We start from the raw sequence: 26,850 nt of genomic DNA, 5'->3' as shown, positions 1-26,850 counted from the left end.
CGTGGTTCTTCTTGGTCGAAATACTCCGGGGTCCGGGGCAGCGCCCCGGAGTGCCACGGCAATATGCATGAACAGCTTTCATTCTGCGGCCACCCCTTCCATCCGGTCCTCGATCGCGTCGGCGGCGGCGCGCAGGGCGTCGAGCGTGGCGGCATCGGGGGTCCAATAGGCGCGCTCATGCGCCTCGATCAGCCGGTTCGCCATCCGCGAGGAGGCGGCGGGGTTGAGCGCGCTCATCCGCTCGCGCATCGCCTCGTCGAGCACGAAGGTCTCCGAAAGGCGCTGATAGACCCACGGTTCCACCTGACCGGTGGTGGCGGACCAGCCCATCGTGTTGGTCACATGCGCCTCGATCTGGCGCACGCCCTCGGCGCCGTGCCCCAAGAGGGCCTCGTGGAATTTCGGGTTGAGCGAGCGCGAGCGGGTTTCGAGCGCCACCTGATCGGCCAGCGTGCGCACCTTGCCCGCGCCGCGCGTTGTGTCGGAGATATAGAGCGCCGCCTCCTGCCCGCCGCGGGCGCGTTTCACTGCGCGGGCGATGCCGCCGAGCGTGTCGAAATAGTGGTCAACTGTGGTGACGCCGAGTTCGATTGATTCGAGGTTCTGATAGGCGAGATCGACGGTGCGCAGCGTTTCCTGCAAAAGCGCGCTTTGCTGCTGCGCCTTGCCGTTGACGCCGTAGGCAAAGCTCTTGCGTGCCTCGTAGGCGTCTGCCAGCTCGTCTTCTTCGCCGAAGGCGGAGCTGTCGACCATTTGATTGACGTTCGAGCCGTAGGCGCCTTCGGCGTTGGAAAAGACGCGCAGGGCGGCCTCGTCCATGGTGCAGCCGGTGCGCTCGATATGGGCCAGCGCATGGGCGCGGATGAAGTTCATCTCGACCGGCTCGTCGGCTGAAGCGGCCTTGAGTGCCGCCTCGGCCAGAAGCCGGGTTTGCAGGGGCAGCAGGTCGCGGAAGATGCCCGAGAGCGTCATCACCACGTCGATGCGGGGTCGGCCCAGGGTTTCCAGCGGGATCAGATCCGCACCGCAGAGCCGACCGAAGGCGTCGAACCGCGGCGTCGCGCCGATCAGGGCGAGCGCCTGTGCCAGTGGCGCGCCGTCGGATTTGATATTGTCCGATCCCCAGAGCACCAGCGCCACGCTGCGCGGCAGGCTGTGATGGGTGTCGAGCAGGAGCTGCGCCTGTTTTGCGCCCTCCCGGCAGGCGAATTCCGAGGGCATGCGGAACGGATCGAACGCATGGATATTGCGTCCGGTGGGCAGGATATCGGGCGAGCGGATCAGGTCGCCGCCATGCACCGGTGCCGTAAAGCGGCCCTCGAGTGCGTTGAGGAGCGCGGGGATCTCGGTGTCTTTTTGCAGATGTGCGTCGGCCTGAGCGCGGGTCGCGTCATCGGCGTCGGCCATCAGGTCGAGATAGTCGGCGCGGGCCGTGGCGGTCATCGGGCGGCCCAGAACGTGCAGGCCTTCGGGGATCAGCGCCGCTTCGGTCTCCAGCAGGCGCAGCCAGAGTGCCGCGATATCGCTGCCATCGAGATCGACCGCTGCGGCCTGTTCGGCGATCAGCGCCTCAAGCTCTGTGCGCTCGGGGGCATCATCGGCCATTTCGCGCCAGCGGGTCAGGCTGTCTTTCAGTTCCGTCAGCCCCTTGTAGAGCCCGGCCACCGCCAGCGGCGGGGTGAGATGCGTGACCGTCACCGCGCCTGTGCGCCGCTTGGCCAAGGTCGCCTCGGAGGGGTTGTTGGCGGCATAGAGATAGATGTTGGGCATGTCGCCGATCAGGCGGTCGGGCCAGCAGGCATTGCCTGGCCCCGCCTGTTTGCCGGGCATGAATTCGAGTGCGCCATGCATGCCGAAATGCAGGAGCGCATCGGCGCGGAAGGCGTTCTTGAGCCACAGATAGAATTGCGTGAAGGCGTGGGTTGGGGCAAAGCCGCCCTCGAACAAAAGGCGCATCGGGTCGCCCTCATAGCCAAACGCCGGTTGCAGCCCGACAAAGACATTGCCGAACTGACGGCCAAGGATATAGACGCCGCGCCCGTCCGATTGCACCTTGCCGGGGGCCGCACCCCATTGCGCCTCGATCTCGTTCAGCCAGGGCGTGCCGCGCACGATCTCGTCGGCGCCGACATGGGCGGCGATATTGGCCTCTTGCCCGTATTGCGCGGCATTGCCACCCAGCACCTCGGCGCGCAGATCCTCGACCGTTTCCGGCGGGGTGAGGTCATAGCCGCGCGCGGCCATGGCGTGCAAGGTGTTGTGCAGCGATTGGAAGACGTCGAGATAGGCCGCCGTGCCCGCCGCGCCCGCATTGGGCGGAAAGCCGAAAAGGACAATGCCCACACGACGCTCGGCCACGCGCGAGCGGCGGAGGGCAACCTGCTTTTCGACGCGGGCTGCCAGCACCTCTATGCGCTCGGGGCAGGGGGCCATTTCCTTGACCGTGGACTGCGCCGCGCAGTTGCGCGCGCAGCCCCGGCAGCCCTTTGCGCCATGGCGACCGGCAAAGACGGTGGGATTGGTCGCGCCGTCGAGTTCTGGCAGGGCGATGAGCATGGTGGTCTCAATCGGGCCGAGACCCTGCTTGGACCCCGCCCATTGATCGAGCGTTTGAAACTCCAGCGGATGGGCGGCGATATAGGGCAGGTCGAGCGCGCCAAGCGTCTTGAGCGCGGCGGCGTTGTCATTATAAGCGGGGCCGCCCACGAGGCTGAAGCCGGTCAGCGACAAGAGCGTGTCGATCTTCGGCCCGGTCTCATCGGTGAAGAACGCCTCGATTGCCGGGCGTCCGTCGAGACCGCCTGCAAAGGCGGGCAAGACGCGCAGCCCGCGCGCCTCGAGCGTGCGGATGACGGTGTCGTAATGGGCGGTATCGCCCGCCAGCACGTAGCTGCGCATCATCAGGAGGCCCACGGTGCCCTTGGCCGCCGTTGGCGTGGGCAGGTCGGCGGGGTCGGTGGTGATGCGCTCGGGCAGGTCGGGGTGATAGAGGCCGGTGTCGGGATATTCGATCGGGGCGGGGGCTGTGACACCGCGCCAATCGGCGCGGCGGCAGTAGCGCGACAGCAGGAACCGCACCATCGCCTCGATATTGTCGTCCGAGCCGCCGAGCCAGTATTGCATGATCAGGAACCAGGCGCGCAGGTCCTGGCTTTTGCCTGGGATGAGGCGCAGGATCTTGGGCAGGCGGCGCAGCATGCGCATCTTCTTGGCGCCGGATTCGGTCGAGGGTTTGCCGGAGCCGCGCAGTTTCTTGAGCAGCTTCATCGCGCCAGAGGCAGGCGCACCCATGTCGAGCGTGCCCATGCGGGTGAGTTTCACGATCTGCGCATCGGCGATGACGCCCGCCATCGCGTCGCAATCGGCGCGGCGAGCCTTGAGGTCGGGGAGGATGGCGTTGATGTGCTCTTCGAGGAACAGCAGGTTGGCGATCACGATATCGCCTTGGGCAATCGCTGTCCTCGCCTCGGCCAGGGCCTCGGGGCATTCGCCCCATTCGGCGGCGGCGTGGACGCTGAGTTCCAGCCCCGGGAAATCACCCGCCAGCCGTTCGGCGACACGTGCGCAGGGGCCTGCCGCATGGGCATCGAGCGTGAGGATCACCACGCGGTAGGGCTTGGGTGCCGTCATGTCGCGATCAACGTGCATAATGCGCCTTTGCCTCGTATAGCGTGTCGATGCCGATTTCGTGGACGCCCTGATTGGCGGCGAAGGTTTCGGTGTTGCGCCGCGCCTTGCCGCGCACGAAGAAGGGGATCTTCTTCAATTCACGCTCGGCCTCGTCGAGCCAGATGACGGTGCCTGTCGTCGCCGCGTCCGCCGTTTCCGGCTGCTTCGTCTCTGACGCGGGCGTGCTGTGGTGGCCGCCGTGATGGCTGGCCCCGGCGGCGTCGTTGAATTCGAAATCGTCGCGGAACATGTGCAGCAAGTGCTCTTCCAGCCCCATGACCAGCGGATGCACCCATGTGTCGAAGATCACGTTCGCGCCCTCGATCCCCATCTGCGGGGAGTAGCGGGCGGGATAGTCCTGCACATGGACGGGGGCGGAGATCACGGCGCAGGGGATGTTGAGACGCTTGCCGATCATCCGCTCCATCTGGGTGCCGAGGATCATTTCGGGGGCGAGTGCTTCGATGGCGGCCTCGACCTCGAGATAGTCGTCGGTGATGAGCGCCTCGACACCGTAGTCCTTGGCCAGCTTGCGGATGGGGCGGGCCATTTCGCGGTTGTAGCAGCCCATGCCCACCACCTCGAACCCCATCTCGTCGCGAGCGATGCGGGCGGCAGCCGCGACATGGGTGCCGTCGCCGAAGAGGAAGACGCGCTTGCCGGTCAGATAAGTGCTGTCGACGCTGGCGGAATACCATGGCAGGCGCAGGCGGCTCTCGTCGATCTGCGAGGTGAGACCGGTAATGGAGGCCACTTCGGCCATGAAATCGCGGGTTGCGCCGACGCCGATGGGGACGGTCTTGGTGAAGGGCAGGTCAAGCTCGCGCTCCATCCAGCGGCAGGCGGCCTCGCCGGTTTCGGGATACATCAGCACGTTGAAATGTGCGGCCCCCAGACGGGCGATATCCGAAGGAGATGCACCATAGGGGGCGCTGACATTCACTGCGACGCCCATATCGGCGAGCATGCCGGTCAGTTCGGTGATGTCGTCGCGGTGGCGGAAGCCGAGGGCCGTCGGCCCGATCAGGTTGCAGCTGACATGGGCGGTCTTCTCGACCGGTTTGGCCAGCGCACGGGTGATCTGAAAGAACGTCTCATCTGCGCCGAAATTTTCCTTGCGCTGATAGCTGGGCAGTTCGAGCGCGATCACCGGGACGGGCAGGCCCATCGTTTCGGCCATGCCGCCGGGGTCATCCTGAATGAGTTCGGCGGTGCAGGAGGCACCGACGATCATCGCCTCGGGCTTGAACCGCTCGTAGGCGTTCTGGCAGGCGGTCTTGAAGAGATTGGCGGTGTCGGAGCCAAGATCTCGGGCCTGAAAGGTGGTATAGGTCACCGGCGGGCGGTGGTTGCGGCGCTCGATCATGGTAAAGAGCAGATCGGCATAGGTGTCGCCCTGCGGGGCGTGGAGCACGTAATGCAGGCCGGTCATGGCGGTGGCGACGCGCATCGCGCCGACATGCGGCGGGCCTTCATATGTCCAGAGCGTCAGCTTCATTCCGCCGCCTCCAGATGCAGGGCCGCGCGGCGGCGCAGGGGGCGTGAGAAGAGCCCGGCAAGATCGCCCGCCTGTTCATAGAAATGCACCGGGGTGAAGACCAGCTCGATCGCCCATTTGGTGGTCAGACCTTCGGCCTCGAGCGGGTTGGCCAGGCCGAGGCCGCAGACCGTGAGATCGGGCCGCGCGGCGCGGCAGCGTTCCAGTTGCAGGTCCACGTCCTGACCTTCGGCGATCTGCGGGCCCTCGGCCAGCAGGTCGAGATCGGGGCCGAGAATGGCCTTGTGCAGGTAGGGGGTGCCGACTTCGAGGGCCTGCATGCCGCATTCGCGGGTGAGAAAGCGCGCCAGAGGGATCTCAAGCTGGCTGTCGGGGAAGAAGAAGACGGTCTTGCCTGCGAGCGTTTCGGCGGCTTGCTTGACCGCACGGCGGGCGCGGGCACGGGGCGCGTCAGTGACGGCATCAAAACGCGCCCGTTCGACACCGAATTCCTGCGCGAGAGCGGCCAACCAAGCGGTCGTGCCCTCCTCGCCAAAGGGTAGCGGTGCAGGAACATGACGCGCCCCGCGCCGTTCAAGGGCGGCATGGGTGCCCCCCAGGAACGGCTGGGTGAGGGCGAACACGGTGTTCGGGCCCACAGCAACCGGGTCATCTGCATGGCGCGCAGGCAGGACCGACACCTTGTCGATTCCCATCTGCGCCAGAAGGTCAAGCGCCTGATCCTCGACAACGTCGGGCAGCGCGCCCACCAGCATCAGCTGGCGTTCATTGGTCTTGGGAAGAGCGGGGACCATCGAGGCGAGGCAGGCATCCTCGCCTTCGGTGAAGGTCGTCTCAATCCCTGAGCCGGAATAGTTGAGCACCCGCACCTTGGGCGCATGGCGCAGGGTCAGCCGTTCGGCAGCGCGCGCCAGATCGAGCTTGATCACCTCGGAGGGGCAGGAGCCGACGAGGAAAAGCTGGCGGATATCGGGGCGGCGGGCGAGCAGGCGCTCGACCTCGCGCTCGAGTTCTTCCTGCGCGTCCTTGAGGCCCGCGAGATCGGTCTCTTCGAGGATCGCGGTGCCGAATCGGGGCTCGGCGAAGATCATCACGCCAGCCGCGGACTGCAGCAAATGTGCGCAGGTGCGCGATCCGACGACCAAAAAGAAGGCATCCTGCATTTTGCGGTGAAGCCAGATGATGCCGGTGAGACCACAAAACACCTCGTGTTGTCCGCGCTGTTTGAGGACCGGTGCGTCGCGGCAGCCACGGGTTGGCGGGGGGGCGTCATGGCGGGTCATACGGCGCCCTCCATCTGCCGCCGGGCGGCGCGCAGCTTGAGCAGGAACTGACCGGCATTGATGACGTAGGTGGTATAGGCGGCGAGCGCGAGGGCCATCAGTTCCACGGGCGGGAGCGCGCCTGTGTAGAGCGCCCAGACATAGGCGGTGTGCAGCGCGATTACCGCGAAGCTGAACACGTCCTCCCAGAAAAAGGCGGGGGCGAAGAGGTATTGCCCGAACACCACCTTTTCCCAGATCGCGCCGGTCACCATGATGAGCAAGAGCAAGCCGGTCTTGGCGAGGATCGACAATGTTGCGGCCTCGTAGCCGGTTCCCGTCAGCAGGTAGCGGATAACCAGCACAAGCGACACGAGAAACACCAGGAATTGCAGCGGGGCAAGAATCCCCTGGACCAGTGTCCAGACACTCGCGTCACGACGCGCGCGCTGTTCCTCTGTGTAGAGCGCGCCTGAAGCGTTGGTGGTCTGCGCTTGCTGCGCCATTTGTCCCCCTCACAGGCAAGTTTGTCTTGGTTCATGCTAAGTGCGGGACGGGCAAAGTGTCAATTATAATTTACACCTGTCATTTCGCGAATGTCACCTGTTCTGGACGTCCTTTCAAGAATCGACCAGCCACCGCGATCAATCAAAATAGCCTTGCTGCACGGCAGAAAATGAAAATAATGAAGCGGGAATTCAGCGTGCTAGCAGGTTTGACATCAAACATGTCAGAAAATTTTGACATTTGACCTTCGCGCGCGCAGACTAAATCAATCTCAGTTGCTTAGATGCGTGCCATTGCATGCGAGGTCGCTGCGACGGGCTTGGAGGAGGGGACAACATGCAAGACGAGGGACAAGAGGGACAGCCCGGAATATCCGGCGGGCAGGGCAAGGGAATTCGCTTTTTGGTTGAGTCCGCGCTGCGATCCGTCGCCTCGGCGAGCCACAACACCGAACCCAAGACGCGCGACGAATGGATCACGCAGCTTTGCGCGGCGCTGGTGTCGGAATCGGAGACCAGCCACAAGGCAGTGATCTCGTCGCTGATCGCCAAGGGTGTGACGCAGCGCGAGGTGTTCCAGTCCTATATCCCCGAATGCCGCCCGCGTGTTGGGTGAGATGTGGGTGCAGGACCGCGCCAGTTTCGTCGATGTGACGCTTGGCGCGTCGCGGCTTCAGGCGCTGTTTCGCAGCTATGGCGAGGACGGATTCGATCGCTGGATGGACCGCAGCATCCCGCTTGGCCAGTCGGTTCTGATGATCATTCCCGAGTTCGAGCACCACTCGCTTGGGGCGTTTGTCGCGGCGGATCAATTCCGTCGGCACGGGCTCTGGGTTCACATGGGGATCGGGCTCAATCGCGAGGAATTGACCAAGCTTATCTCGAGTGGCCGCTTTTCCATGCTGGGCTTGAGTGTGGCGACGCGGAAAACGGTTGAAAAGGTGACGGAATTAATAGATTACATCCGGGCTAACAATCCTGACTGCCCGCCGATCGTCATTGGTGGCCGCGTCGTGGACGACGCGCGGATGATAGAGCGCCGCACCGGGGCAGATCATGCCGTGACGTCGATCCGCGAAGCGATCGAACGATGCGGTCTGGCTGCGGTCGGACAAGAACTGCCGTTCGACTCGGCTCTGTAAGAGCGGGAGGGCGCGTAAAACCGGAGTATTGGTGTGACCAAGCAGGAACGGACATCGGAACGACTGTGCGCTGGTGCTCTTCCTGATCCGGGGGCCGTCGACAATATCATAGAGCAGGCCTCGGATATCGCCGTGATGGTGGACGAGGCCGGTGTCGTGTCGGGGATTTCGGTCAGTCCGGAATGCCCGTCCTTGGGCTGTCTTGATCATTGGGTCGGGCGAGAGTTCATCAGTTTCCTGACGTCTGAGAGCGAAGAGAAGTTCACCGCGCGCCGACGCGAGATGCTGGGTGACCCCAAGGCCGTGCCGCGTCCGGTCGAGCTCAATCACATCGACAACGCCACCTGGGAATTTCCGGTGCGCTACACGCTGCACCGGGTCACCGGACAGGGCGTTCTATTGTTGGGGCGCGACATGCAGCCCGTCGCCGAGGTGCAGCAGCGTCTGTTGCGCGAACAGCAGGCCCGCGAGCGCGACCAGCAGCGCCTGCGCGGCGGCGAGACCTATTACCGCGTCGTGCTGGAGGCGTCCGAGACGCCGATGGCACTGGTCGATCCCGAGAGCGGGCGTATTCGTGACATCAACAGTGCGGCGGCGCATCTGCTTGGCTCCGAGCCCGACACGTTGGCAGGCACCGCGTTTGCGCAGGCGTTCGAGGGTCGTCGTCGTGGTGAGTTCATGGAGGCGGTGCATGGCGCGGCGCAGGCCAGCGAGACCAAGGGGGTCGAGGTGGTGGCGCGGCGCAACGGGCGCGTCGTCATGGTGTTTCCGGAGTTTTTCCGTGCCTCCGGCGATCTGGTGCTGTTGTGCCGGATCAACCTGGTCGATGAGAAGGATGCCAGCGGACCGGAGTTTACCCAGGCGCTTGCGGCGCTCTTTGCGGCCTCCAGTGATGCCATCGTTCTGACCGACTCCAAGGGCATGATCCGCGACGCCAACGAAGCGTTCCTGATCATGGCGGATGCCGCACAGCTGCGGGACGTCAAGGAGCAGTCGCTTTCGGAATTCCTGTCACGGGGTGCGGTCGATCTCAAGCTGATCCTCGAGACGGCGGCCAAGTCGGGGCGCATGCGCAGTTACGCCGCGCAGGTCAAGAGCATCGTCGGCACCCGTGCGCCGGTGGCGATCTCCGCCGCCCGGCTGCGTCATCGCGGGGGCGATCTGGGCTTTGGCCTGATCCTGCGCGAACAGACGCCGAGCGATTACCCGGCCGCCGAGGGTGCCGTCGCGGTGAGCGACGAGGCGATGAAGAACGTGATGGATCTGGTTGGCACGGCGTCGTTGAAGGAACTGGTCTCGGCCACCTCAGATGTGGTCGAGAAGATGTGCATCGAGACGGCGGTGCAACTGACCGGCAACAACCGGGTTGCGGCGGCGGAAATGCTCGGCCTGTCGCGGCAGAGCCTTTATGTGAAGCTGCGCAAATACGGGATCCTGAACTCCGACAGCGAGGGGTGAGGTTTAGCTCTGGGGGGTGCTCAGGGCGGGGTTTTGCTTGTTGCTGCCGTTCTTGGATCAAAGCACCTGCGCGATACGCGGTCGAAGACCGCCGCGCATCGACGGGCCGCCCCGACGGCACGGCGATTTGGCTGCAACCTGCGCATCACATGGATGTTTTCCTGACTTGGCGGAGATAAAGGTGTGACGAACAGGCGTTGGATCGCCGTACCGCGGCCCGTCGATGCGCGGCTCACGGCAAAGTGCCCTTAAGTCCAAAACTGACAGACCATATCCCCCGTCACCTCAATAAAACCCTTTATCCGACTCGCAATGTATAGTTTAGTTGACACTATGAGTGTCACTTATTCATTACGCGACGCGCGTCGTCTGCCGAAACCGCGCGCCATGCTCACGCTGATCAAGCCGATCACGTGGTTCCCCCCCATTTGGGCCTATCTTTGCGGCGTCGTCTCGTCGGGCGTGCCGCTGACATCCGCGCCTTGGCTGGTGCTGATCGGGATGGTGCTGGCGGGGCCGGTGGTCTGCGGGATGAGCCAGGCGGCGAATGACTGGTGCGACCGGCATGTGGATGCAATCAACGAGCCCGACCGTCCAATCCCATCGGGGGCCATTCCGGGCCGGTGGGGGCTGTGGATCGCGCTGGCGATGAGTGGCCTCGCGCTGGTGCTTGGCTCGACGCTGGGGCCGTGGGGCTTTGGTGCGACCGTCTTTGGCGTGCTCGCGGCATGGGCCTATTCGGCGGAGCCGGTGCGGCTCAAGCGGTCGGGCGTCTGGGGGCCAGGCCTTGTGGGGCTGTGTTATGAGGGGCTGCCGTGGTTCACGGGGGCCGCCGTTCTGGCCGCCGGTGCGCCTGCGGGCGAGGTGGTGATCATTGCCGCGCTCTATGCGCTTGGCGCGCATGGCATCATGACGCTCAACGATTTCAAGGCGCTGGAGGGCGACCGGCAGACCGGGGTCAACTCGCTGCCGGTGACGCTTGGGCCTGAGCGCGCGGCGCGGGTGGCCTGCGTGGTCATGGCGCTGCCGCAGCTGGCGGTGATCGGGCTTTTGCTGGCCTGGGACCGTCCGTTTCATGCCGCTGCCATCGGTTTGCTTGTTCTGGCGCAACTCTGGGCGATGCGCATTCTGCTATCCGATCCCAAGGGCCGCGCGCCCTGGTATAACGGCACAGGCGTCACCGCATATGTCACCGGCATGATGATCGCCGCCTTTGCCATTCGCACGATCGGAGGGGCGGGATGAACCTGAGCTGGCTGCAAATTTTTCGCATGGGGCTGGTGCAGATGTGCCTTGGCGCGGTGGTGGTCTTGACCACCTCGACGCTGAACCGGCTGATGGTGGTGGAACTGGCGCTGCCTGCGGTGCTGCCGGGGCTGCTGGTGGGGCTGCACTACGGGATTCAGATCACCCGGCCGAATTGGGGCTTTCTGTCGGACACGAGCGGCAACCGTACCCGCTGGATCATCGGCGGCATGGCGGTGCTGGCGGCGGGCGGCTGGATGGCCGCGCTTGGCGTGGTGATGATGGAGACGCAGTTCGGCGCGGGGCTGGCGCTGTCGATCCTGGCCTATGCGCTGATCGGTTTGGGGGCAGGGGCCTCGGGCACCTCGCTTCTGGCGCTGCTGGCCACGGCCTGTGCGGCGCGCAGGCGCGCAGCGGCGGCGACGATCACCTGGCTGATGATGATCGCGGGGATCGCCATAACGGCGGGCACCGTGGGTGCGTTTCTCGATCCCTATACACCTGCGCTGCTGCTGCGGATCGTGGGTATCGTGAGCCTTGGCGCGGTGGTGCTGACCACGCTGGCGATCTGGGGCATCGAGGCGCGCACGGGCGCGCAACCGCTCAAGGCCGACGGGCCTATGCGGTTCCGCGAGGGGCTGGCCGAGATCTGGGCCGAACCCGAGGCGCGCAACTTCACCATTTTCGTGTTCCTGTCGATGACCGCCTATTTCATGCAGGAACTGATCCTTGAACCCTATGCCGGGCTGGTCTTCGGGATGACGCCGGGGCAATCCACGCAGCTTTCGGGCGCGCAGAACGGGGGCGTGTTTCTGGGCATGCTGACGGTCGGTATCGCGGCCACGGGGCTGCGGCTCGGCTCCATCCGGCATTGGGTGGTGGCGGGCTGTCTTGGCTCGGCGATGTCTTTGGGGGTGATCACGGCACTCGGGGCGTCGGGCGTGGCCTCGGCGCTGGTGCCGGCGGTTGTCTTGCTGGGGTTCTTCAACGGCATGTTCGCGGTCGCCGCCATCGGCGCGATGATGGCGCTTGCGGGGCAGGGGCGCGGATCGCGCGAGGGCACGCGCATGGGGCTCTGGGGGGCGGCGCAGGCGATGGCGGCGGGCTTTGGCGGGCTGGTCGGTGCCGCAGCGGTTGATGTGATGCGCCGAGTGATGGTGGCGGATGCCCCCGCCTTTGGCGCGGTCTTTGCTTTTGAGGCTGCTTTATTCGTGCTCTCGGCGCTTCTGGCGCTGAGGGTGATTGATCACGGTCGTGACCGCGGTGCTGCGACCCTCGTTCCGGGAGAATGAGCATGTATGATGTTGTTATCGTAGGCGGCGGCCCGTCCGGGGCCACGGCGGCCGAGGATCTGGCGCGCTCGGGTCATAGCGTGGCGCTCTTGGACCGGGACGGGCGGATCAAGCCTTGCGGCGGGGCGATACCGCCGCGCCTGATTGCGGATTTCGATCTGCCGGATGAGCAGTTGGTCGCCAAGATATCGACCGCGCGGATGATTTCGCCGACGGGACGGCATGTGGATATTCCCATCGAGAACGGCTTTGTCGGGATGGTGGATCGCGAGCATTTCGACGAGTTCCTGCGCGTCCGCGCGGCATCGGCCGGGGCCAAGCGGGTCACTGGCACCTATCTGCGGATCGACCGCGCGGGCGATGCGCCCGCCGTGATCTACCGCGACAAGGCGAGCGGCGAAGAGCGCCGTCTCGAGACCCGTTTGATCATCGGTGCGGATGGTGCGCGCTCCAACGTGGCGCGGGACGAGGTGCCGGGCGGCGACAAGATACCCTATGTCATCGCCTATCATGAGATCATCGAGGCCCCGCAGGCCACCGGGGCCTATGACCCGGCGCGCTGTGACGTGATCTATGACGGCGCGATCTCGCCCGATTTTTACGGCTGGGTGTTCCCGCATGGCAAATCGGCGAGCGTCGGCATGGGGTCGATGGTCAAGGGGGTGGATCTGAAACAGGCGACGGCGGCGCTGCGCGTTTCCAGCGGGCTGGCCGATTGCCCGACCATTCGCCGCGAGGGCGCGCCGATCCCGCTGAAGCCGCTCGATTGCTGGGACAATGGCCGCGACGTGGTGCTGGCGGGCGATGCGGCGGGGGTGGTTGCGCCGTCCTCGGGTGAAGGCATCTACTATGCCATGGTTGGCGGACGGGTGGCGGCGACGGCGGCGGTGGCGTGCCTTGCGTCGGGGCGGGTGAAGGACCTGCGGCTGGCACGGCAGCTCTTCATGCGCGAGCATAAAACTGTGTTCCGGGTGCTGGCCTCGATGCAAAATGCCTATTACAAGTCGGATGAGCGGCGTGAGCGGTTTGTCTCGCTCTGCCATGACATTGATGTGCAGCGCCTCACCTTCGAGGCCTATATGAACAAGAAACTGGTGAAGGCCCGCCCGATGGCGCATCTCAGGATCGGATTGAAGAACCTCGCGCATCTGACCCGGCTGGTCCCGGCGGCCTATACATGAGCGTGATGATCCCGACATGGGTGGGCGGCGATCTGGTCGCTGTCGAGAAGCTGGAGGTGCATCGGCGCGGGCTGCGGCACAAGGCGGTGTCGGTCTTCGTGATGTGTGGCGAGCGGGTGCTGTTGCAGCGGCGCGCCTTGGGCAAATACCACACGCCGGGCCTGTGGGCGAATACCTGCTGCACGCATCCGCATTGGGGCGAAGAGCCTGCGGAGTGCGCGCGCCGTCGGCTGGATGAAGAACTGGGAATAACCGGGCTGGACCTGGGGTATCGCGACCGCGTGGAATACCGCGCCGATGTGGGCGGCGGTCTGATCGAACATGAGGTGGTCGATATTTTCACTGCCGACGTTGCGTCGCCCATTCCCGTCACCCCCAATCCCGACGAGGTGATGGAGGTGGAATGGTGCGCCATGGACGATCTGCGCGCGCGGATCGCGGATGATCCGTCGCGATTTACCCCGTGGTTGCGGATCTATCTCGAAGAGCACCGGGCGCAGATTTTCGCGTGACGTCGGGCCGGTTTACTGCCGCGCCGCCTCAATCGCGGGTAGAAGGGTTTTTTCCATCACCCGGTCGGTGATCGGCCCGGCGAAACGCAGCACGATCTGCCCGTCGCCGTCGATCACATAGGTTTCCGGCACGCCGTAGACGCCCCAATCAAGCGCCATGCGGCCCTGTGCATCGGCACCGAGCGCCGTGTAGGGATTGCCCAACTCTTCCAGAAACCCGAGCGCATTGCTGGGCTTGTCCTTGTAGTTCACGCCGTAAATCGTCACGCCGCTTTCGGCCAGTTCTTCGAGGTTGGGGTGTTCGACCCGGCAGGGCGCACACCAGCTGGCCCAGTAGTTGACGAGGGTGACATCGCCCGCGCGCAGATCGGCATCGGTGAAGGGCGCACCGTCGCCCAACGACGTGACCGCGACCGCGGGCGCGGTCTTGCCTTGCAAGGCAGAGGGTAATTCATTCGGGTTGTCGCGCCCCAGCCCGACGAGGGCCAGCCCCGCGAAACCAGCGAAGATGACCAGTGGGGCAATCATCAGCGGTGACAGCTTAGCCATTGGATTTCACCTTGCGTTCAACCTCTTCTAGGTCACTCTTGATGCGTTTGGAGCGGCGCAGGCTGAGCCAGACGATCAGTGCCAACAGCACCAATGAGACGGCATAGGACGACAGCACCGCGTCGGCGTATTTTCCCAGATCCGGCATCATGCGCCCATCCTCTCGCGGGCCAGCAGCGCGCGCATGCGCCGCGCGCGGATCTCGGTGCGGGTGCGCATCAGCACAAGAGCGATGAACAGCAGGACAAACCCGGCCATCGCCACCAGCAGCGGGTACCAAAACACATCGGCCACGTTTTCCTCCTTGTCGAGGCTGAGCGACGCGCCCTGATGCAGCCCCTGATTCCAGAAATTCACCGCGTAGCGGCTGAGCAGGGCAAAAACCGACCCCACCAGACACAGGATCGAGGTGAGATCGGCGGCGGTGTCGTCATTCTCGATCGCTTCCCACAGGGCGATATAGCCGAGATAAAAGAGGAACAGGATCAAAAAGCTTGTGAGGCGCGGATCCCAGGCCCACCAGGTGCCCCACATCGGCTGGCCCCAGATCGCCCCGGTCAACAGCGCGATCACCGTCATGATCATCCCCACGGGCGCGGCGGCGCGGGCGGCGAGGGCGCTGACGTGATGGCGGCGCACGATCCAGACCAGCGAGGTGACGAGCATCATCATCCAGGCATTGATCGCCATCAGCGCCGCAGGCACGTGCAGGTAGATGATCTTGACGGTGGAGCCTTGCCGGTAGTCATCCGGCGTGAAGAAAAACCCCCAGACCAGCCCCACCACAAGCGTCAGCGCAGCCGACCACGCGACCCACGGCAAGACGCGGTCGGTGGTCTGAATGAATTTCTTGGGATTGGCATATTCCCAGAGCGAATTCAGGCTCATCCCGTTTCCTTTGTTCATCGCAGGTTGACCCTCAATACCGCAGCCGAGGCGAAAGGCAAAAGCGCGATGGTGCCGCAGGTAATCCCCGCGAGTAGCAGCAGCGGCGTGGTGATATCAAACCCTTCCGCGCCGCGCCGCGCCATCTCGGCTCCGAAAATCAATGTAGGCACGTAGAGCGGCAGCACAAGCAGGCTGAGGAGCAATCCGCCGCGTTTGAGGCCGACGGTCAGCGCCGCGCCGAACGTGCCGATCACGCTGAGTGCGGGGGTGCCGAGGGCGAGCGAGAGGGTGAGCCACAAAAAGCCCGCCTCGGGCAGGTTCAGCAGCACGCCCAGAACCGGGGCCACTAGCACCAGCGGCAGGCCCGTGGTCAGCCAGTGGGCGAGCGCCTTGACGCTGACGATCCCCTCCATCGGCAGGGGCGAGGTGGCGAGCAGATCGAGGCTGCCATCCTCCCAGTCGAGGGCGAAGATCCGGTCGAGCGACAGTAGGCAGGCGAGCAGCGCGCCCAGCCACAGGATGCCCGGGGCTATCTTCGAGAGAAGCGCGCTTTGCGGGCCGACGCCGAAGGGCACCAGCACCACGACGATCAGGAAGAACGACAGGCCGAGGCCAAAGCCGCCCCCGGCGCGCATCGCCAGCCGGATATCGCGCATCAGCAGCGCGATCACAGGAAGGCCCCGTCGAAATCTTCGATATCGAGCGGCTTGGCCCGGAAGGGGCCGACATCGAGCAGCTGCGCCTCCGAGAGGCCAAGGTCGATATGCGTGGCGATGAGCGCGGCCCCGCCGTGGGCCAGATGGGCGCGCACGGCGGCGGCGAACATCGCCACGGCGTCCGTGTCGAGCGAGACGGTCGGCTCGTCCAGCACCCAGATCGCGCGGCCGGTCACCAGAAGCCGCGCAAGGCCGAGCCTGCGTTTCTGCCCGGCCGAGAGCGCACCTGCGGGACGCGCGGCCAAGGGGCCGAGGGCGAAGGCGCCCATTGCGACGGAAATATCATTATTTCCAAACGTTTGCGCCCAGAAGTTGAGGTTCTCGGTGACCGTGAGCGTCGGCTTGATCCCGTCGGCATGGCCCGCGTAGACGAGGCTTTCGGGTGTCACATCAACCTGTCCCGACAGCGGCGGCTGCAACCCTGCGATGGTGCGCAAAAGCGTGGTCTTGCCGATGCCATTGGGCCCGCGCAGGACCATCGCCTGACCGGCCCCGAGTGTCAGGTTCAGCCCTTCGAGGACGGGTATTCCGCCGCGTGCTATGCTCAGATCGGTTACGGTCAGCATCATGCGCCTGCTTTAGCCCGAAACCGCGCGCGCGAAAAGCGCGAACGCTGCGCGCATCCTCACACGGGCAATGCCGCCACCGCCACGCGCCGCCCCTCAGAGAGGAGCACGTTATAGGTGCGGCAGGCGGCGGGGGAACTCATTGTCTCGACACCCACATTGGCCTCTTCCAGCGCGTGGCGCAGATCGGCGGGGATATGCGCCACCTCGGCGCCGGTGCCGATGAAGATCACGTCGACCTCTTGGGCGAGGTCCAACAGGGGCTTTCTATCATCAAAACCGCCCCAGCCACGCGCTGATTTCACGGTCACGAGGATCGCGCCCTCCATCACCTCACCTGCGACGCGGAAGAATCCGGGCCCATAGCCGTCAATTGGCGTGGCCCCGTCAAAGCTGATTTCGGTCATCTGCATGGCAGTGTCTCCTTCACGTCCAGAGTGGCAGGCCGCTCAGCACGGCAAGGCCGATCACGGCATAGGCCGCCCAACGGTAGAGCCGCTCGTGGCGCGGGTCAAACAGCGCCTGTCCGATCAGTGAGGTGATGAGGTAAGGCACGGCCAGCACCAGCGCGAGCGTTACGAGACCAGCCGTTACGGTGCCGCGCACCAGCAGGTTGGCCACGATCACCACGTCGAGGGCGGCCAGAAACAGGATCGTGTTGGCCCGCACTCGCTGCGCCACCGACTGCCCGGCAAGGTAGAACAGGATCACCGCAGGCCCGGTGAGCCCGGTCAGCCCGCCGATGCCCCCCGCTGCGGCCCCGATGCCCGCCAGTTGCGGGCGATTGACCCGGCCCGAGAAGCGCCAGCCAGAGATCAGTGCGGCCAGCGTGATGGCGGCGATCACCGCCACGCACCAGCGGATCAGCACCGGATCGAGCCGTGTCATCAGCCACAGACCAAGCGGTACGGTCAGCACTGCGGCAAGCGCCAGCAACCCGACCTCGCGCCGGTCTGCCTGTCCCCAGGCGCGCGGCAGGAGTGCCGCCGAACTGACCAGCCCGGTGAGCATCATCACCCCGACCACGACCTGCGGCGCGAGGAATATCCCCGCCACGGGCACGAAAATCAGCGCCGTTCCAAAACCGGTAAAGCCGCGCACGATCCCCGCCACGCCAATCGCCAGCAAGAGCCAGGGCAGCCCCGGCGTGGCAAGGGCTGTGCCGAGTGCCTCAGGCATCTACATTGGCGAATTGCGTCCCGGCATTGGCGTCGGGCTTGGACCAGTCGCGCTTGACCCCGAGCCACATCAGCACCGTCGAGGCCACGAAGATCGACGAGTAGGTGCCGACGATCACGCCCCAGATCATCGCGAAGACAAAGCCGCGGATCACGTCACCGCCCAAGAAGTAGAGCGCGAAGAGCGCCAGCAGGGTGGTGACGGAGGTCATCATCGTGCGGCTCAGGGTTTCGTTGATCGAGATATTGAGCACTTCGCGCAGCGGCTTCTGCTTGTATTTGCGCAGGTTCTCGCGGACCCGGTCAAAGACCACCACCGTGTCGTTGAGCGAATAGCCCACAATGGTAAGAAGGGCGGCGATGATCGCCAGATCGAACTGGATCTGCAATTCCGAGAACACGCCCACGGTGAGCGCCACGTCATGCACAAGGGCGATCACCGCGCCGACGGCGAACTGCCACTCGAAGCGCAGCCAGATATAGACCAGCACCGCCCCGATGGCGAGGGCGACGGCTATGATCGCGGCCTGAATAAGCTCTCCCGAGACCTTGGGCCCGACGCTCTCGACCGAGGTGAATTCGATATCCGGCACCGCCGATTGCAGGGCTGCCTCGACGTCGGCGATCACTTCCGGTGTCACGCTCTCGGTGTCGTCCTGCGCCTGAATGCGGACCATGGCGACGTTTTCATCGGGGCCGAACGTGGGGTCGAACACCTCGGTGATGGAGATATCGCCCAAGCCCAGAGAGCCGACCGCGTCGCGGTATTGGCCGACATCCACCGGCTCGGTGCTTTGGGTGCGGATCGTGGTGCCGCCCTTGAAATCAATCCCGAAGTTCAGCCCCTGCAAGCCAAAAGATCCAAGTGCGACGAGGATCATCACGCCGGAAATGCCCAGCCACAGCTTCCACCGGCTGAAGAAATCGAGCGAGGTCACTTCCGGCACGAGACGCAGCGCGCGGCCCGTGAGCACGGTCTTTGGGCGCTTGCGTTCGAACCACATTACCGCGATCAGGCGGGTGACGAAGAGCGCGGTGAAGACCGAGGTGATGATGCCAAGGCCGAGCGTGATCGCAAATCCGCGCACCGGGCCGGAGCCCATGGCATAGAGGATCAGGGCCGTGAGAAACGTTGTGATGTTGGCGTCGACAATGGCGCTCATCGCCTTTTCATAGCCCAGTTCGATGGCGCGGGCGGCCCCCTTGGCGGTCTTCATCTCTTCCTTGATGCGCTCGAAGACCAGCACGTTGGCATCTACCGCCATGCCGATGGTGAGCACGATCCCGGCGATGCCGGGCAATGTCAGCGTCGCGCCGATCAGGCTGAGCAGGCCGAAGATCAGCCCGACATTGATGATGAGCGCGATATTGGCGAAGATGCCGAAACGCCCGTAGGAGGCCACCATATAGGCCAGCACGAGGACGAAGGCGACGATACAGGCGAGCTTGCCGGCCTCGATGCTGTCTGCGCCGAGTTCCGGGCCGACGGTGCGTTCCTCAAGAAATTCAAGCCCTGCGGGAAGCGCGCCCGCGCGCAGGAGAACGGCCAGTTGGGTGCTTTCCTCGACGCTGAAATTGCCGGTGATGATGCCCGAGCCGCCGGGGATATGGCTCTGGATCACCGGGGCGCTGATCACCTCGCCATCGAGCACGATGGCAAAGGGATTGCCGATATTGTCGGCGGTGTAATCGCCGAATTTGCGCGCCCCGGTCGGGTTGAAGCGGAAGGATACTGCAGGCCGTCCGTTCTGGTCGAAATCGGGCTGCGCATCGACCAGTTCCTCGCCGGTCACGACGGGGGTGCGTTCGAGGATGTAAAAGACGCCGTCCTCGTCGAGCGAGGGCAGGATTTCATTGCCGACGCCGGGGTTTTCATCGGCGCTGGAGGAGCGGCTGACCACGGGCTGGAAGGTGAGTTGCGCGGTGGTGCCGATCAATTCCTTGAGTTCGGCGGCGGAGCCGATGCCGGGCACCTGGATCAGGACGCGGTCGGAGCCCTGACGCATGATCGTCGGCTCACGGGTACCGGTCTCGTCGATGCGGCGGCGGATGATTTCCAGCGCCTGACGCACGGTACGCTCATCGGTGGCGCGCTGTTCGGCCTCGCTGAGGCGGATGATCACCTCGGCCCCGTCGGTGGTGACGTCGATATCGGTGGAGCCCGCGCCGGTCAGGCTGGTGACCGGACGGGCGAGGCCGCGCACGAGGCTCGCGGCCTCGTCTGCCATCTCGGAGCGCTCGACCAGACGGACACGAAGTTCAGCGTTTTCATAGTCTTGCAAGCGGATCGGGCCGACACGGTCACGCTCTTCGCGCAGGAGATCGCGGACCTCGGGCCACATCCCCTCGACCCGTGCGGCATAGACATCCTCGACCTGAACCTCGGCCAGGAGGTGGGCGCCGCCGCGCAGGTCGAGGCCGAGATTGACGAGGCTCGACGGCATCCAGTCGGGCCAGAGGGCCAGCTCGTCCTGCAGGGCGGCGGGGTCGGCGCCGGCCTCGATGGCGGCGGCTGCGTCATTATGCGTCTCGACCCGGGAGTAGAAACCATTGGGCAGGGCGAGCAGCAGCCCGAGCGCGACAAGGCCCATTATGGCAAGGCGTTTCCACAGGTCGATTTGCAACATGATATTGCCTTTTCAATGGGTTAGGCGCGCAAGTGAAAGTGGGGCTCAGCCCTCGGCGGGCTCGGTCTTGGAGAGGACCTGCGCGATGGTGGAGCGCACGACGCGGACCTTGACGCCCTCGGACAATTCGACCTCGATCTCGTTGTCGTCCTTGACCTTGGCCACCTTGCCGATCAGCCCGCCTTGGGTCACGATCTGATCGCCACGGCGCAGCGCATCGACCATCGCCTTGTGTTCCTTGAGTTTTTTCTGCTGCGGACGGATCAGCAGGAAATACATGATCACGAAAATCAGGATGAGGGGAATGAACTGGCCGAAGGCTTCCATTGGGTCTTGTCCTTGTCTGAGGTGCCGGGGCGGAGGCCCCGCGAATTGAGCCGGAACCTAAGGTCGGGGCGGGGCATTTGCAAGGCGGGAAAGGCAGGCTGTATCGCGTCGGTATCACGTCGGTATTGCGTCGGTGCGGCGGCGCTCCCCTGACCGCAATCAATCGTTCCCCGCAGGCCCAGTTTCGGCTATGCCTAGAGTTGAATGTTGGGTCATGTCCGGACGGTACCATTGCTTGAGAGTTTTCTGACCATCGCGACCCACCCGCTGCTGTGGATTTTCATCGGCCTGACGGTGGTGTTCTACGGGGTGCAGTGGGTGGTTGGACAATCCGCCGAGGCCCCGACCGCGCCGGATGACCGGATCAGGCGGCTGGCGGAGAAGGTGGGCATGACGGGATTGCATCCGGTTCTGTTCCTGATCCTTCTTCTGACATGGGGCATCGTCGCGGGTACGCTGTTTGTCGGGCTCTATGCGATCCTGTGGCAGGTCATCTTTCACGCCCCGCCGGAGGGGGCGGAGAATATCTGGAACTGGCGGTTCACGCTGGCGCAGCTTGTGGCGCTGACCACGGTGCTGGGGGCGGTGATCGCTCTGCCCATCACGATCAACCGGCTGATCCTGACCCGGCGGCAGACCGATACGGTCGAGCAGGGGCATATCACCGACCGGATCAACAAGGCGGTTGAGGGATTGGGGGCGGTAAAGGAAGTTAATCGACTGGGGCGAAATAGGTATTACGTGATTCAGCACGAGACGGGCGCGAAACTCCGCGAAACTGACTTTGAATGGCGAGGCGAGCCATTCGCTTGGCCCGAAGGCTCGCTCGTAGCATCTGATATTACCGATCAACAGCTAGAAGAATGGAAACATGTTAGCCTCACGGAACCTAATATTGAGGTTCGGATCGGGGCTATCTATGCGCTGGAGCGGATTTCGCAGGACAGTGCGCGGGATCATATCCAGATTATGGAAATCCTCTGTGCCTATGTACGGCAGAATGCGCCGAAAAGCACAGCAATACCGTTTGATATAAGTGGCCTAGAGTATCGTCCCGAAATTTATAAAAGGCTCCCGGGAGCCAGTGAGCCAAGAGTTGATATTCAGGCTGCGATTTCGGTTGTTTCGCGGCGGAAGAACAAACGAATAGAACGTGAGAAACGAAGAAAATACAGAATAGATCTGCGTGGCTGTAATCTACAGAATGCGGATTTTGGGGCTGGAAACTGGCGTGACGCAATTTTCGATGGGTCGGTTCTTGATCAAGCGAACTTGGCATCGTCTGATTTCGAAAACGCGTCCTTTGCACAGTGCAGTTTTGAGAATACGCACTTCACATCGGCATCACTAGACGATGTCTCTGCCAGCGGGGCGAAGTTCAGGTTTATTCAGATATCGGAGAAAGCTGAGAACTTCCAAGTCCTGAACAATATTGACCTTATGGCAGCTACGTTTGACCAATGTGAATTCAGCTTAATAAACGTAAGAAATCAATTCCATGTTGCAGAGTTGAAAAACTCGAGATTTATCGGGTGTGAGTTCGGTAGTTCGTGGTTCTTTGTTCATGTACCCATAACGGATTTGAAAAGCTGCACCTTTCAACGCTGTGCCGTTAGAAAATGTGAAGTTTCATCTGAAAGAGCCGTGGATGTTGGAATAAATGGTTTCTTCGGTGATGGAAGTGTCAAAATCGCGTTAGACCAAAGACCAAGTTTTTGGCCAAGACAAGAACTGTCAGAGGCTCAGTTCCAATACGAATGGCGCAAGTGGCAGGACGAGGGGCCTGACTACACGCCGCCCGAGGCGCCCGAGGAGGGGTGAGGCGTCTGCCTCTGCCGCCTACCGCGCCACCTCGCAATGCTGTGCGGCCTCGGCGGCGGCGGGGAGGGGGCAGGGGGCTTTGTGGTCGCTGTCGCCATAGGCGCCGATCACGGCGATCATGCTGATGAAGACGGCCTGTGCCAGAATGACGATGGTTCTCATTGCTCTATCCGTTTCTCTGCTCTTTCCGCCAAGATGGGCGGGGCGGCGGAGAAAGTAAGGGGGAAGCGGCGCGCAAACGCGTCACGCGTGCGTGATCGGCGGAAATCCGTGCAAAACCGGCAGGGGGTGGCCAAAACTTGCGCATGTCATGAAAGAGGGGGGGCGGCGGGAGATCGTCCGGTCGAGCCGGACGATGACGGGGTTGAGAGGGTGCCGGGGAAGCGGGGGACGTGAGGTGAGAGGTCGTCCGGTCAAGCCGGACGATGACGGGTTGAGGGGAGCCGGACGATGACGGGTTGAGGGGGTGACGGGTTAAGGGGAGGACGATGACGGGTTGAGGGGCGTGACGGGGGAGCGAGGGACGTGTGGTGAGAAGTCGTCCGGTCGAGCCGGACGATGACGGGTTAGGGACGCCGGACGATGACGGGTTAGGGACGCCGGACGATGACGAGTTCAGGGGGCCGGGCGTGGCGAGGCTGGGTGAGAGATCGTCCGGTCAGGCCGGACGATGACGGATCGAGGGGGGCCGGGGATGTCCCGGCCCCGCCTTGTCGCTCAGGCGGCGGATTTGGCGAGGTCGCGCAGCACGTAATGCAGCACGCCGCCGTGTTCGACATATTCCTTCTCGATGGCGGTATCGATCCGGCATTTGAGCGTGATTTCTTTCTCGGTGCCATCGGCGTAGGTGATCACGCAGGGCACTTCCTGCTGCGGTTTCACAGCATCGAGGCCGTGGATCGAGACGCTTTCATCGCCGGTGAGGTTCAGCGTCTTGCGGGTGTCGCCGCCGGTGAACTCGAACGGGATGACGCCCATGCCGACGAGGTTGGAGCGGTGGATGCGCTCGAAGTTTTCGGCGATCACGGCCTTGACGCCGAGAAGGGCGGTGCCCTTGGCGGCCCAATCGCGGCTTGAGCCTGCGCCATACTGCTCACCGCCGAAGACGACGAGGGGCGTGCCCTGCTCCTGGTAGGCCATGGAGGCATCGAAGATCGAGGTCTGCTCGCCGTCCGGCCCCTTGGTGTAGCCGCCTTCGACCCCGTCCAGCATCTCGTTGCGGATGCGGATATTGGCGAAGGTGCCGCGCATCATCACCTCGTGATTGCCGCGCCGCGAGCCGTAGGAGTTGAACTCGCGCACCGGCACTTGCCGTTCGCGGAGGTATTGCCCGGCGGGGGTGGTCTCCTTGAAGGAGCCTGCGGGCGAGATGTGGTCGGTGGTGACCATGTCGCCCAGAAGGGCCAGAATGCGCGCGCCCTCGATATTGCTGATCGTGCCGGGGTCGCGGGACATGCCCTTGAAATAGGGCGGGTTCTGGACGTAGGTCGATTGCGCGGGCCAGTCATAGGTCTCGCCCTCGGAGGTCTCGACCTCCTGCCATTTCTCGTCGCCCTTGAAGACATCGGCATATTTCGACTGGAACGCCTCGCGGGTGACCGTGCGCTCGACCAGTTCGGCGATCTCGGCCTGGGAGGGCCAGATATCCTTGAGATAGACCGGGTTGCCGTCCTTGTCATGGGCGAGCGGATCGCTGCTGATGTCGATGTTCATGTCCCCGGCGAGCGCGTAGGCCACCACGAGCGGCGGCGAGGCCAGGTAGTTGGCGCGCACATCCGGGCTGATGCGCCCCTCGAAGTTGCGATTGCCGGAGAGCACGGAGGTGGCGATGAGATCGGCCTCGGCAATGGCCTCGGAGATTTCCTTTTGCAGGGGGCCCGAGTTGCCGATGCAGGTGGTGCAGCCATAGCCCACGAGGTTGAAGCCGATGGCGTCGAGATCCTCTTGCAGGCCGGCGGCCTCGAGGTAGTGCGAGACCACCTGAGAGCCGGGGGCGAGGGAGGTCTTGACCCAGGGCTTGCGGGTGATGCCCAGTTCGCGCGCCTTGCGGGCCACGAGGCCTGCACCGATCATCACGTAGGGGTTGGAGGTGTTGGTGCAGGACGTGATCGAGGCGATCACCACCGAGCCGTCGTGAAGCTCATACTCCTCGCCCGCGACCTTGACCGACTTGCGCGGGTCGATGAGCGCGTCGGGGGCGGGGCCTTCGGCGGCCATGTCGGTGGCGTCGGCGCCTTCATCCTCGCCGCGATACTCGGACACCACGTCGAAGAATTTCGAGGCTGCCTGATCGAGCGCGACGTAATCCTGCGGGCGTTTGGGGCCGGAGATGGCGGGCACGATAGTGCCCATGTCGAGGCTGAGCGTGTCGGTATAGACCGGCGCGTAATCGGCGGTGCGCCAGAAGCCGTTTTCCTTGGCATAGGCCTCGACCAGTTCGACGCGGGCCTCGTCGCGGCCGGTGTTGCGCAGGTAGCGCAGGGTTTCGTCGTCGATCGGGAAGAAGCCGCAGGTGGCACCGTATTCGGGGGCCATGTTGGCGATGGTGGCGCGGTCGGCGAGCGGCAGGTGATCGAGGCCGGAGCCGTAGAATTCCACGAACTTGCCGACGACGCCCTTGGCGCGCAGCATTTCGACGACCTTGAGCACCAGATCGGTGCCGGTGGTGCCTTCCATCATCGCGCCGGTGAGCTCGAAGCCCACGACTTCGGGGATCAGCATGGAAATCGGCTGGCCGAGCATCGCGGCCTCGGCCTCGATGCCGCCGACGCCCCAGCCGAGCACGGCCACGCCGTTGATCATGGTGGTGTGGCTGTCGGTGCCGACGAGCGTGTCGGGGTAGGCCACCGTTTCGCCGTTCTGGTCCTCGTCGGTCCAGACGGTCTGAGCCAGGTATTCGAGATTGACCTGATGGCAGATGCCGGTGCCCGGCGGCACGACGCGGAAGTTGTTGAATGCGCCCTGACCCCATTTGAGGAACTGGTAGCGCTCCATGTTGCGCTCATACTCGCGGTCCACGTTCATCTGGAAGGCGCGGGGATTGCCGAATTCGTCGATCATCACCGAGTGGTCGATGACCAGATCCACGGGGTTGAGCGGGTTGATCTTTTGCGCGTCACCGCCGAGGGCCTGAATGCCGTCGCGCATCGCGGCGAGGTCGACCACGGCGGGCACGCCGGTGAAATCCTGCATCAGCACGCGGGCCGGGCGGTAAGCCAGTTCGCGGTTGGCGCGGCCGCCATTCGCGGCCCACTCGGAGAACGCCTTGATATCGTCGACGGTGACGGTCTTGCCGTCCTCGAAGCGCAGCATGTTCTCGAGCACCACCTTGAGGGCGGCGGGCAGGCGCGAGAAATCGCCGAGACCGGCGGCCTCGGCGGCGGGGATCGAGTAATAGGCGACACTTTGGTCGCCGACGGTGAGGGTCTTGCGGGTCTTGGAGCTGTCTTGTCCGACACTGATGGGCATGGTGGCCGTCCTTTCATGGTCGAGGCTGGATCACTTGCCCTGCTTCTGACCGATTTGGCGATGCCGATCAAGAGGGCTGGGGCTCTTTTTGTATACTATTGCACACAATTGGGTGTCATTTCAAGATTTCACTGCTGTCTCTCGAAACCTTGATTGGTTATCATGAGAAGATCGGACTACATTTGGGATACGCCGATACCGAGACGATCCGCCGGGGACGACACACGCGATGCGACATATTTTGATGACCGCCCTTGCCGGGCTTCTGGTCCTTGGGGCGCTGCCCGGGACGGCAGGTGAACGCCCGGTGGTTGTGGAATTGTTCACCTCGCAGGGGTGTTCGTCTTGTCCGCCTGCCGATGCGTTTCTCGAAGACCTCGTGGCGCGCGACGATGTGCTCGCGCTGTCGCTGCATGTGGATTACTGGGATTACATCGGCTGGAAGGACACGTTCGCCAGCCCCGATCACACCGCCCGGCAGCGCGGCTATGCCAAGGCCGACGGTCGCAAGATGGTCTACACGCCCCAGATGATCATCAACGGGGCCGATCACGCGGTGGGCACACGGCTCAAGGATGTGGGCGATCTGATCGACAAGCATCTTGCGCGGTCGGGGGGCGATCTGTCGGTGGATGTGCGCGAGGAGGGCGGAATGGTCCACCTCACCGCGCGCACGCCGAGCCCCCGCACGATGCCGCTGGCGGTGTATCTCGTGCGCTACCTGCCGGAAGAGACGGTGGAGATCGAGCGCGGCGAGAATGCGGGCAAGACGATCACCTATGTCAATATCGTGACCGAGATGCAGACGCTTGCGCGGTGGGATACGGTCGAGCCGCTTGAGCTGAGCTTTGAGCGGCCGAACGACGCGGCGGCCAGCGCGATCCTGCTGCAATACGAGGGCCACGGCACGATCGAGGCGGTGGCACGCCTGCCGTGAGCGGGGCA

At 64.0% G+C, this 26,850-nt stretch carries 24 protein-coding genes; 9 read left to right on the top strand and 15 right to left on the bottom strand.

Annotation, left to right across the window (positions count from 1 at the left end):
- Positions 1 to 78: 78 nt before the first annotated feature.
- Genes PVU19_RS11260 through bchF form a run of 4 tightly spaced genes read right to left on the bottom strand, consistent with a single transcriptional unit; the run spans position 79 to position 6,935 of the window.
- Positions 79 to 3,648, bottom strand: coding sequence for a magnesium chelatase subunit H (locus PVU19_RS11260; RefSeq protein WP_050661187.1), 3,570 nt, complete (start codon positions 3,646 to 3,648; stop codon positions 79 to 81).
- Positions 3,638 to 5,167 carry a ferredoxin:protochlorophyllide reductase (ATP-dependent) subunit B gene (bchB, locus tag PVU19_RS11255; protein WP_050661186.1) on the bottom strand — a complete coding sequence of 510 codons (1,530 nt, stop codon included), beginning with the start codon at positions 5,165 to 5,167 and terminating at the stop codon, positions 3,638 to 3,640. Before bchB ends, PVU19_RS11260 begins: the two co-directional genes overlap by 11 nt.
- Entirely contained in the window at positions 5,164 to 6,450 is a 1,287-nt protein-coding gene (locus PVU19_RS11250) for a ferredoxin:protochlorophyllide reductase (ATP-dependent) subunit N (RefSeq protein WP_050661185.1), read from the bottom strand. The genes bchB and PVU19_RS11250 overlap by 4 nt, the downstream gene beginning before the upstream one ends.
- Positions 6,447 to 6,935, bottom strand: a complete 489-nt coding sequence (gene bchF, locus PVU19_RS11245) for a 2-vinyl bacteriochlorophyllide hydratase (RefSeq protein WP_050661184.1) — start codon at positions 6,933 to 6,935, stop codon at positions 6,447 to 6,449. The genes PVU19_RS11250 and bchF overlap by 4 nt, the downstream gene beginning before the upstream one ends.
- A gap of 337 nt (positions 6,936 to 7,272) precedes the next feature.
- Here bchF and PVU19_RS11240 point away from each other — a divergent pair, with 337 nt between their 5' ends.
- The 7 genes from PVU19_RS11240 to idi all read left to right on the top strand — a co-directional run bounded on the left by PVU19_RS11240 (position 7,273) and on the right by idi (position 13,765).
- Positions 7,273 to 7,551 (top strand): hypothetical protein, encoded by a 279-nt coding sequence (locus tag PVU19_RS11240; RefSeq protein WP_235575653.1) that lies wholly within the window; start codon positions 7,273 to 7,275, stop codon positions 7,549 to 7,551.
- Positions 7,541 to 8,077 carry a cobalamin B12-binding domain-containing protein gene (locus tag PVU19_RS11235; protein WP_235575652.1) on the top strand — a complete coding sequence of 179 codons (537 nt, stop codon included), beginning with the start codon at positions 7,541 to 7,543 and terminating at the stop codon, positions 8,075 to 8,077. The genes PVU19_RS11240 and PVU19_RS11235 overlap by 11 nt, the downstream gene beginning before the upstream one ends.
- 33 nt (positions 8,078 to 8,110) lie before the next feature.
- Complete coding sequence (gene ppsR / locus PVU19_RS11230; RefSeq protein WP_050661183.1) at positions 8,111 to 9,535, top strand: transcriptional regulator PpsR; 1,425 nt, start codon at positions 8,111 to 8,113, stop codon at positions 9,533 to 9,535.
- Positions 9,536 to 9,868: 333 nt separating this feature from the next.
- A complete protein-coding gene (gene chlG, locus PVU19_RS11225) occupies positions 9,869 to 10,780 on the top strand; it encodes a chlorophyll synthase ChlG (RefSeq protein ID WP_050661182.1) in 912 nt (303 codons plus the stop codon).
- On the top strand, positions 10,777 to 12,072 hold the full coding sequence (locus PVU19_RS11220; protein WP_050661181.1) for a BCD family MFS transporter: 1,296 nt from the start codon (positions 10,777 to 10,779) through the stop codon (positions 12,070 to 12,072). Before chlG ends, PVU19_RS11220 begins: the two co-directional genes overlap by 4 nt.
- Positions 12,073 to 12,074: 2 nt before the next feature.
- Positions 12,075 to 13,253: a geranylgeranyl diphosphate reductase gene (locus PVU19_RS11215; protein WP_050661180.1), complete on the top strand. Its 1,179-nt coding sequence runs from the start codon at positions 12,075 to 12,077 to the stop codon at positions 13,251 to 13,253.
- The gene (idi, locus tag PVU19_RS11210; RefSeq protein ID WP_050661179.1) at positions 13,250 to 13,765 is read left to right on the top strand and encodes an isopentenyl-diphosphate Delta-isomerase; all 516 of its coding nucleotides are present in this window, start codon (positions 13,250 to 13,252) and stop codon (positions 13,763 to 13,765) included. Before PVU19_RS11215 ends, idi begins: the two co-directional genes overlap by 4 nt.
- 12 nt (positions 13,766 to 13,777) lie before the next feature.
- On the opposite strand, the gene PVU19_RS11205 is transcribed toward idi, so the two are convergent.
- From PVU19_RS11205 to yajC, 9 genes are read right to left on the bottom strand one after another with little or no spacing between them, the layout of a single operon-like run.
- On the bottom strand, positions 13,778 to 14,314 hold the full coding sequence (locus PVU19_RS11205) for a DsbE family thiol:disulfide interchange protein (protein WP_050661178.1): 537 nt from the start codon (positions 14,312 to 14,314) through the stop codon (positions 13,778 to 13,780).
- A complete protein-coding gene (gene ccmD / locus PVU19_RS11200) occupies positions 14,307 to 14,465 on the bottom strand; it encodes a heme exporter protein CcmD (RefSeq protein WP_050661177.1) in 159 nt (52 codons plus the stop codon). The genes PVU19_RS11205 and ccmD overlap by 8 nt, the downstream gene beginning before the upstream one ends.
- Positions 14,462 to 15,202, bottom strand: a complete 741-nt coding sequence (locus PVU19_RS11195; RefSeq protein ID WP_050661286.1) for a heme ABC transporter permease — start codon at positions 15,200 to 15,202, stop codon at positions 14,462 to 14,464. Before PVU19_RS11195 ends, ccmD begins: the two co-directional genes overlap by 4 nt.
- Before the next feature lie 14 nt (positions 15,203 to 15,216).
- A complete protein-coding gene (ccmB, locus tag PVU19_RS11190; RefSeq protein WP_050661176.1) occupies positions 15,217 to 15,873 on the bottom strand; it encodes a heme exporter protein CcmB in 657 nt (218 codons plus the stop codon).
- Entirely contained in the window at positions 15,870 to 16,487 is a 618-nt protein-coding gene (gene ccmA, locus PVU19_RS11185; RefSeq protein WP_050661175.1) for a heme ABC exporter ATP-binding protein CcmA, read from the bottom strand. Before ccmA ends, ccmB begins: the two co-directional genes overlap by 4 nt.
- 56 nt (positions 16,488 to 16,543) lie before the next feature.
- Complete coding sequence (locus PVU19_RS11180; protein ID WP_050661174.1) at positions 16,544 to 16,897, bottom strand: Mth938-like domain-containing protein; 354 nt, start codon at positions 16,895 to 16,897, stop codon at positions 16,544 to 16,546.
- 13 nt (positions 16,898 to 16,910) lie between these two features.
- Positions 16,911 to 17,663 (bottom strand): sulfite exporter TauE/SafE family protein, encoded by a 753-nt coding sequence (locus PVU19_RS11175; RefSeq protein ID WP_050661173.1) that lies wholly within the window; start codon positions 17,661 to 17,663, stop codon positions 16,911 to 16,913.
- Positions 17,656 to 20,289, bottom strand: a complete 2,634-nt coding sequence (secD, locus tag PVU19_RS11170; RefSeq protein WP_050661172.1) for a protein translocase subunit SecD — start codon at positions 20,287 to 20,289, stop codon at positions 17,656 to 17,658. The genes PVU19_RS11175 and secD overlap by 8 nt, the downstream gene beginning before the upstream one ends.
- A 45-nt stretch (positions 20,290 to 20,334) precedes the next feature.
- Positions 20,335 to 20,616 (bottom strand): preprotein translocase subunit YajC, encoded by a 282-nt coding sequence (yajC, locus tag PVU19_RS11165; protein ID WP_050661171.1) that lies wholly within the window; start codon positions 20,614 to 20,616, stop codon positions 20,335 to 20,337.
- Positions 20,617 to 20,847: 231 nt separating this feature from the next.
- Between yajC and PVU19_RS11160 the strand changes: the two genes are divergently transcribed.
- Positions 20,848 to 22,437 carry a pentapeptide repeat-containing protein gene (locus tag PVU19_RS11160; RefSeq protein ID WP_160316341.1) on the top strand — a complete coding sequence of 530 codons (1,590 nt, stop codon included), beginning with the start codon at positions 20,848 to 20,850 and terminating at the stop codon, positions 22,435 to 22,437.
- A gap of 18 nt (positions 22,438 to 22,455) precedes the next feature.
- Here PVU19_RS11160 and PVU19_RS11155 read toward each other — a convergent pair whose 3' ends face one another.
- Together PVU19_RS11155 and acnA are read right to left on the bottom strand one after the other, a co-directional pair.
- Complete coding sequence (locus PVU19_RS11155) at positions 22,456 to 22,599, bottom strand: hypothetical protein (RefSeq protein ID WP_160316340.1); 144 nt, start codon at positions 22,597 to 22,599, stop codon at positions 22,456 to 22,458.
- Between the two features lie 555 nt (positions 22,600 to 23,154).
- Entirely contained in the window at positions 23,155 to 25,905 is a 2,751-nt protein-coding gene (gene acnA, locus PVU19_RS11150) for an aconitate hydratase AcnA (protein ID WP_050664404.1), read from the bottom strand.
- Between the two features lie 229 nt (positions 25,906 to 26,134).
- On the opposite strand from acnA, the gene PVU19_RS11145 reads away from it, so the two are divergent.
- Entirely contained in the window at positions 26,135 to 26,842 is a 708-nt protein-coding gene (locus PVU19_RS11145; RefSeq protein WP_050664403.1) for a DUF1223 domain-containing protein, read from the top strand.
- Positions 26,843 to 26,850 lie beyond the last annotated feature (8 nt).

It is taken from the genome of Roseovarius tolerans (genome assembly GCF_028885395.1).
In the GTDB taxonomy this organism is placed as follows: domain Bacteria; phylum Pseudomonadota; class Alphaproteobacteria; order Rhodobacterales; family Rhodobacteraceae; genus Roseovarius; species Roseovarius tolerans.
The sequence above is the reverse complement of the archived record's forward strand: the minus strand, read 5'-3'. Positions and strand labels throughout refer to the sequence as shown.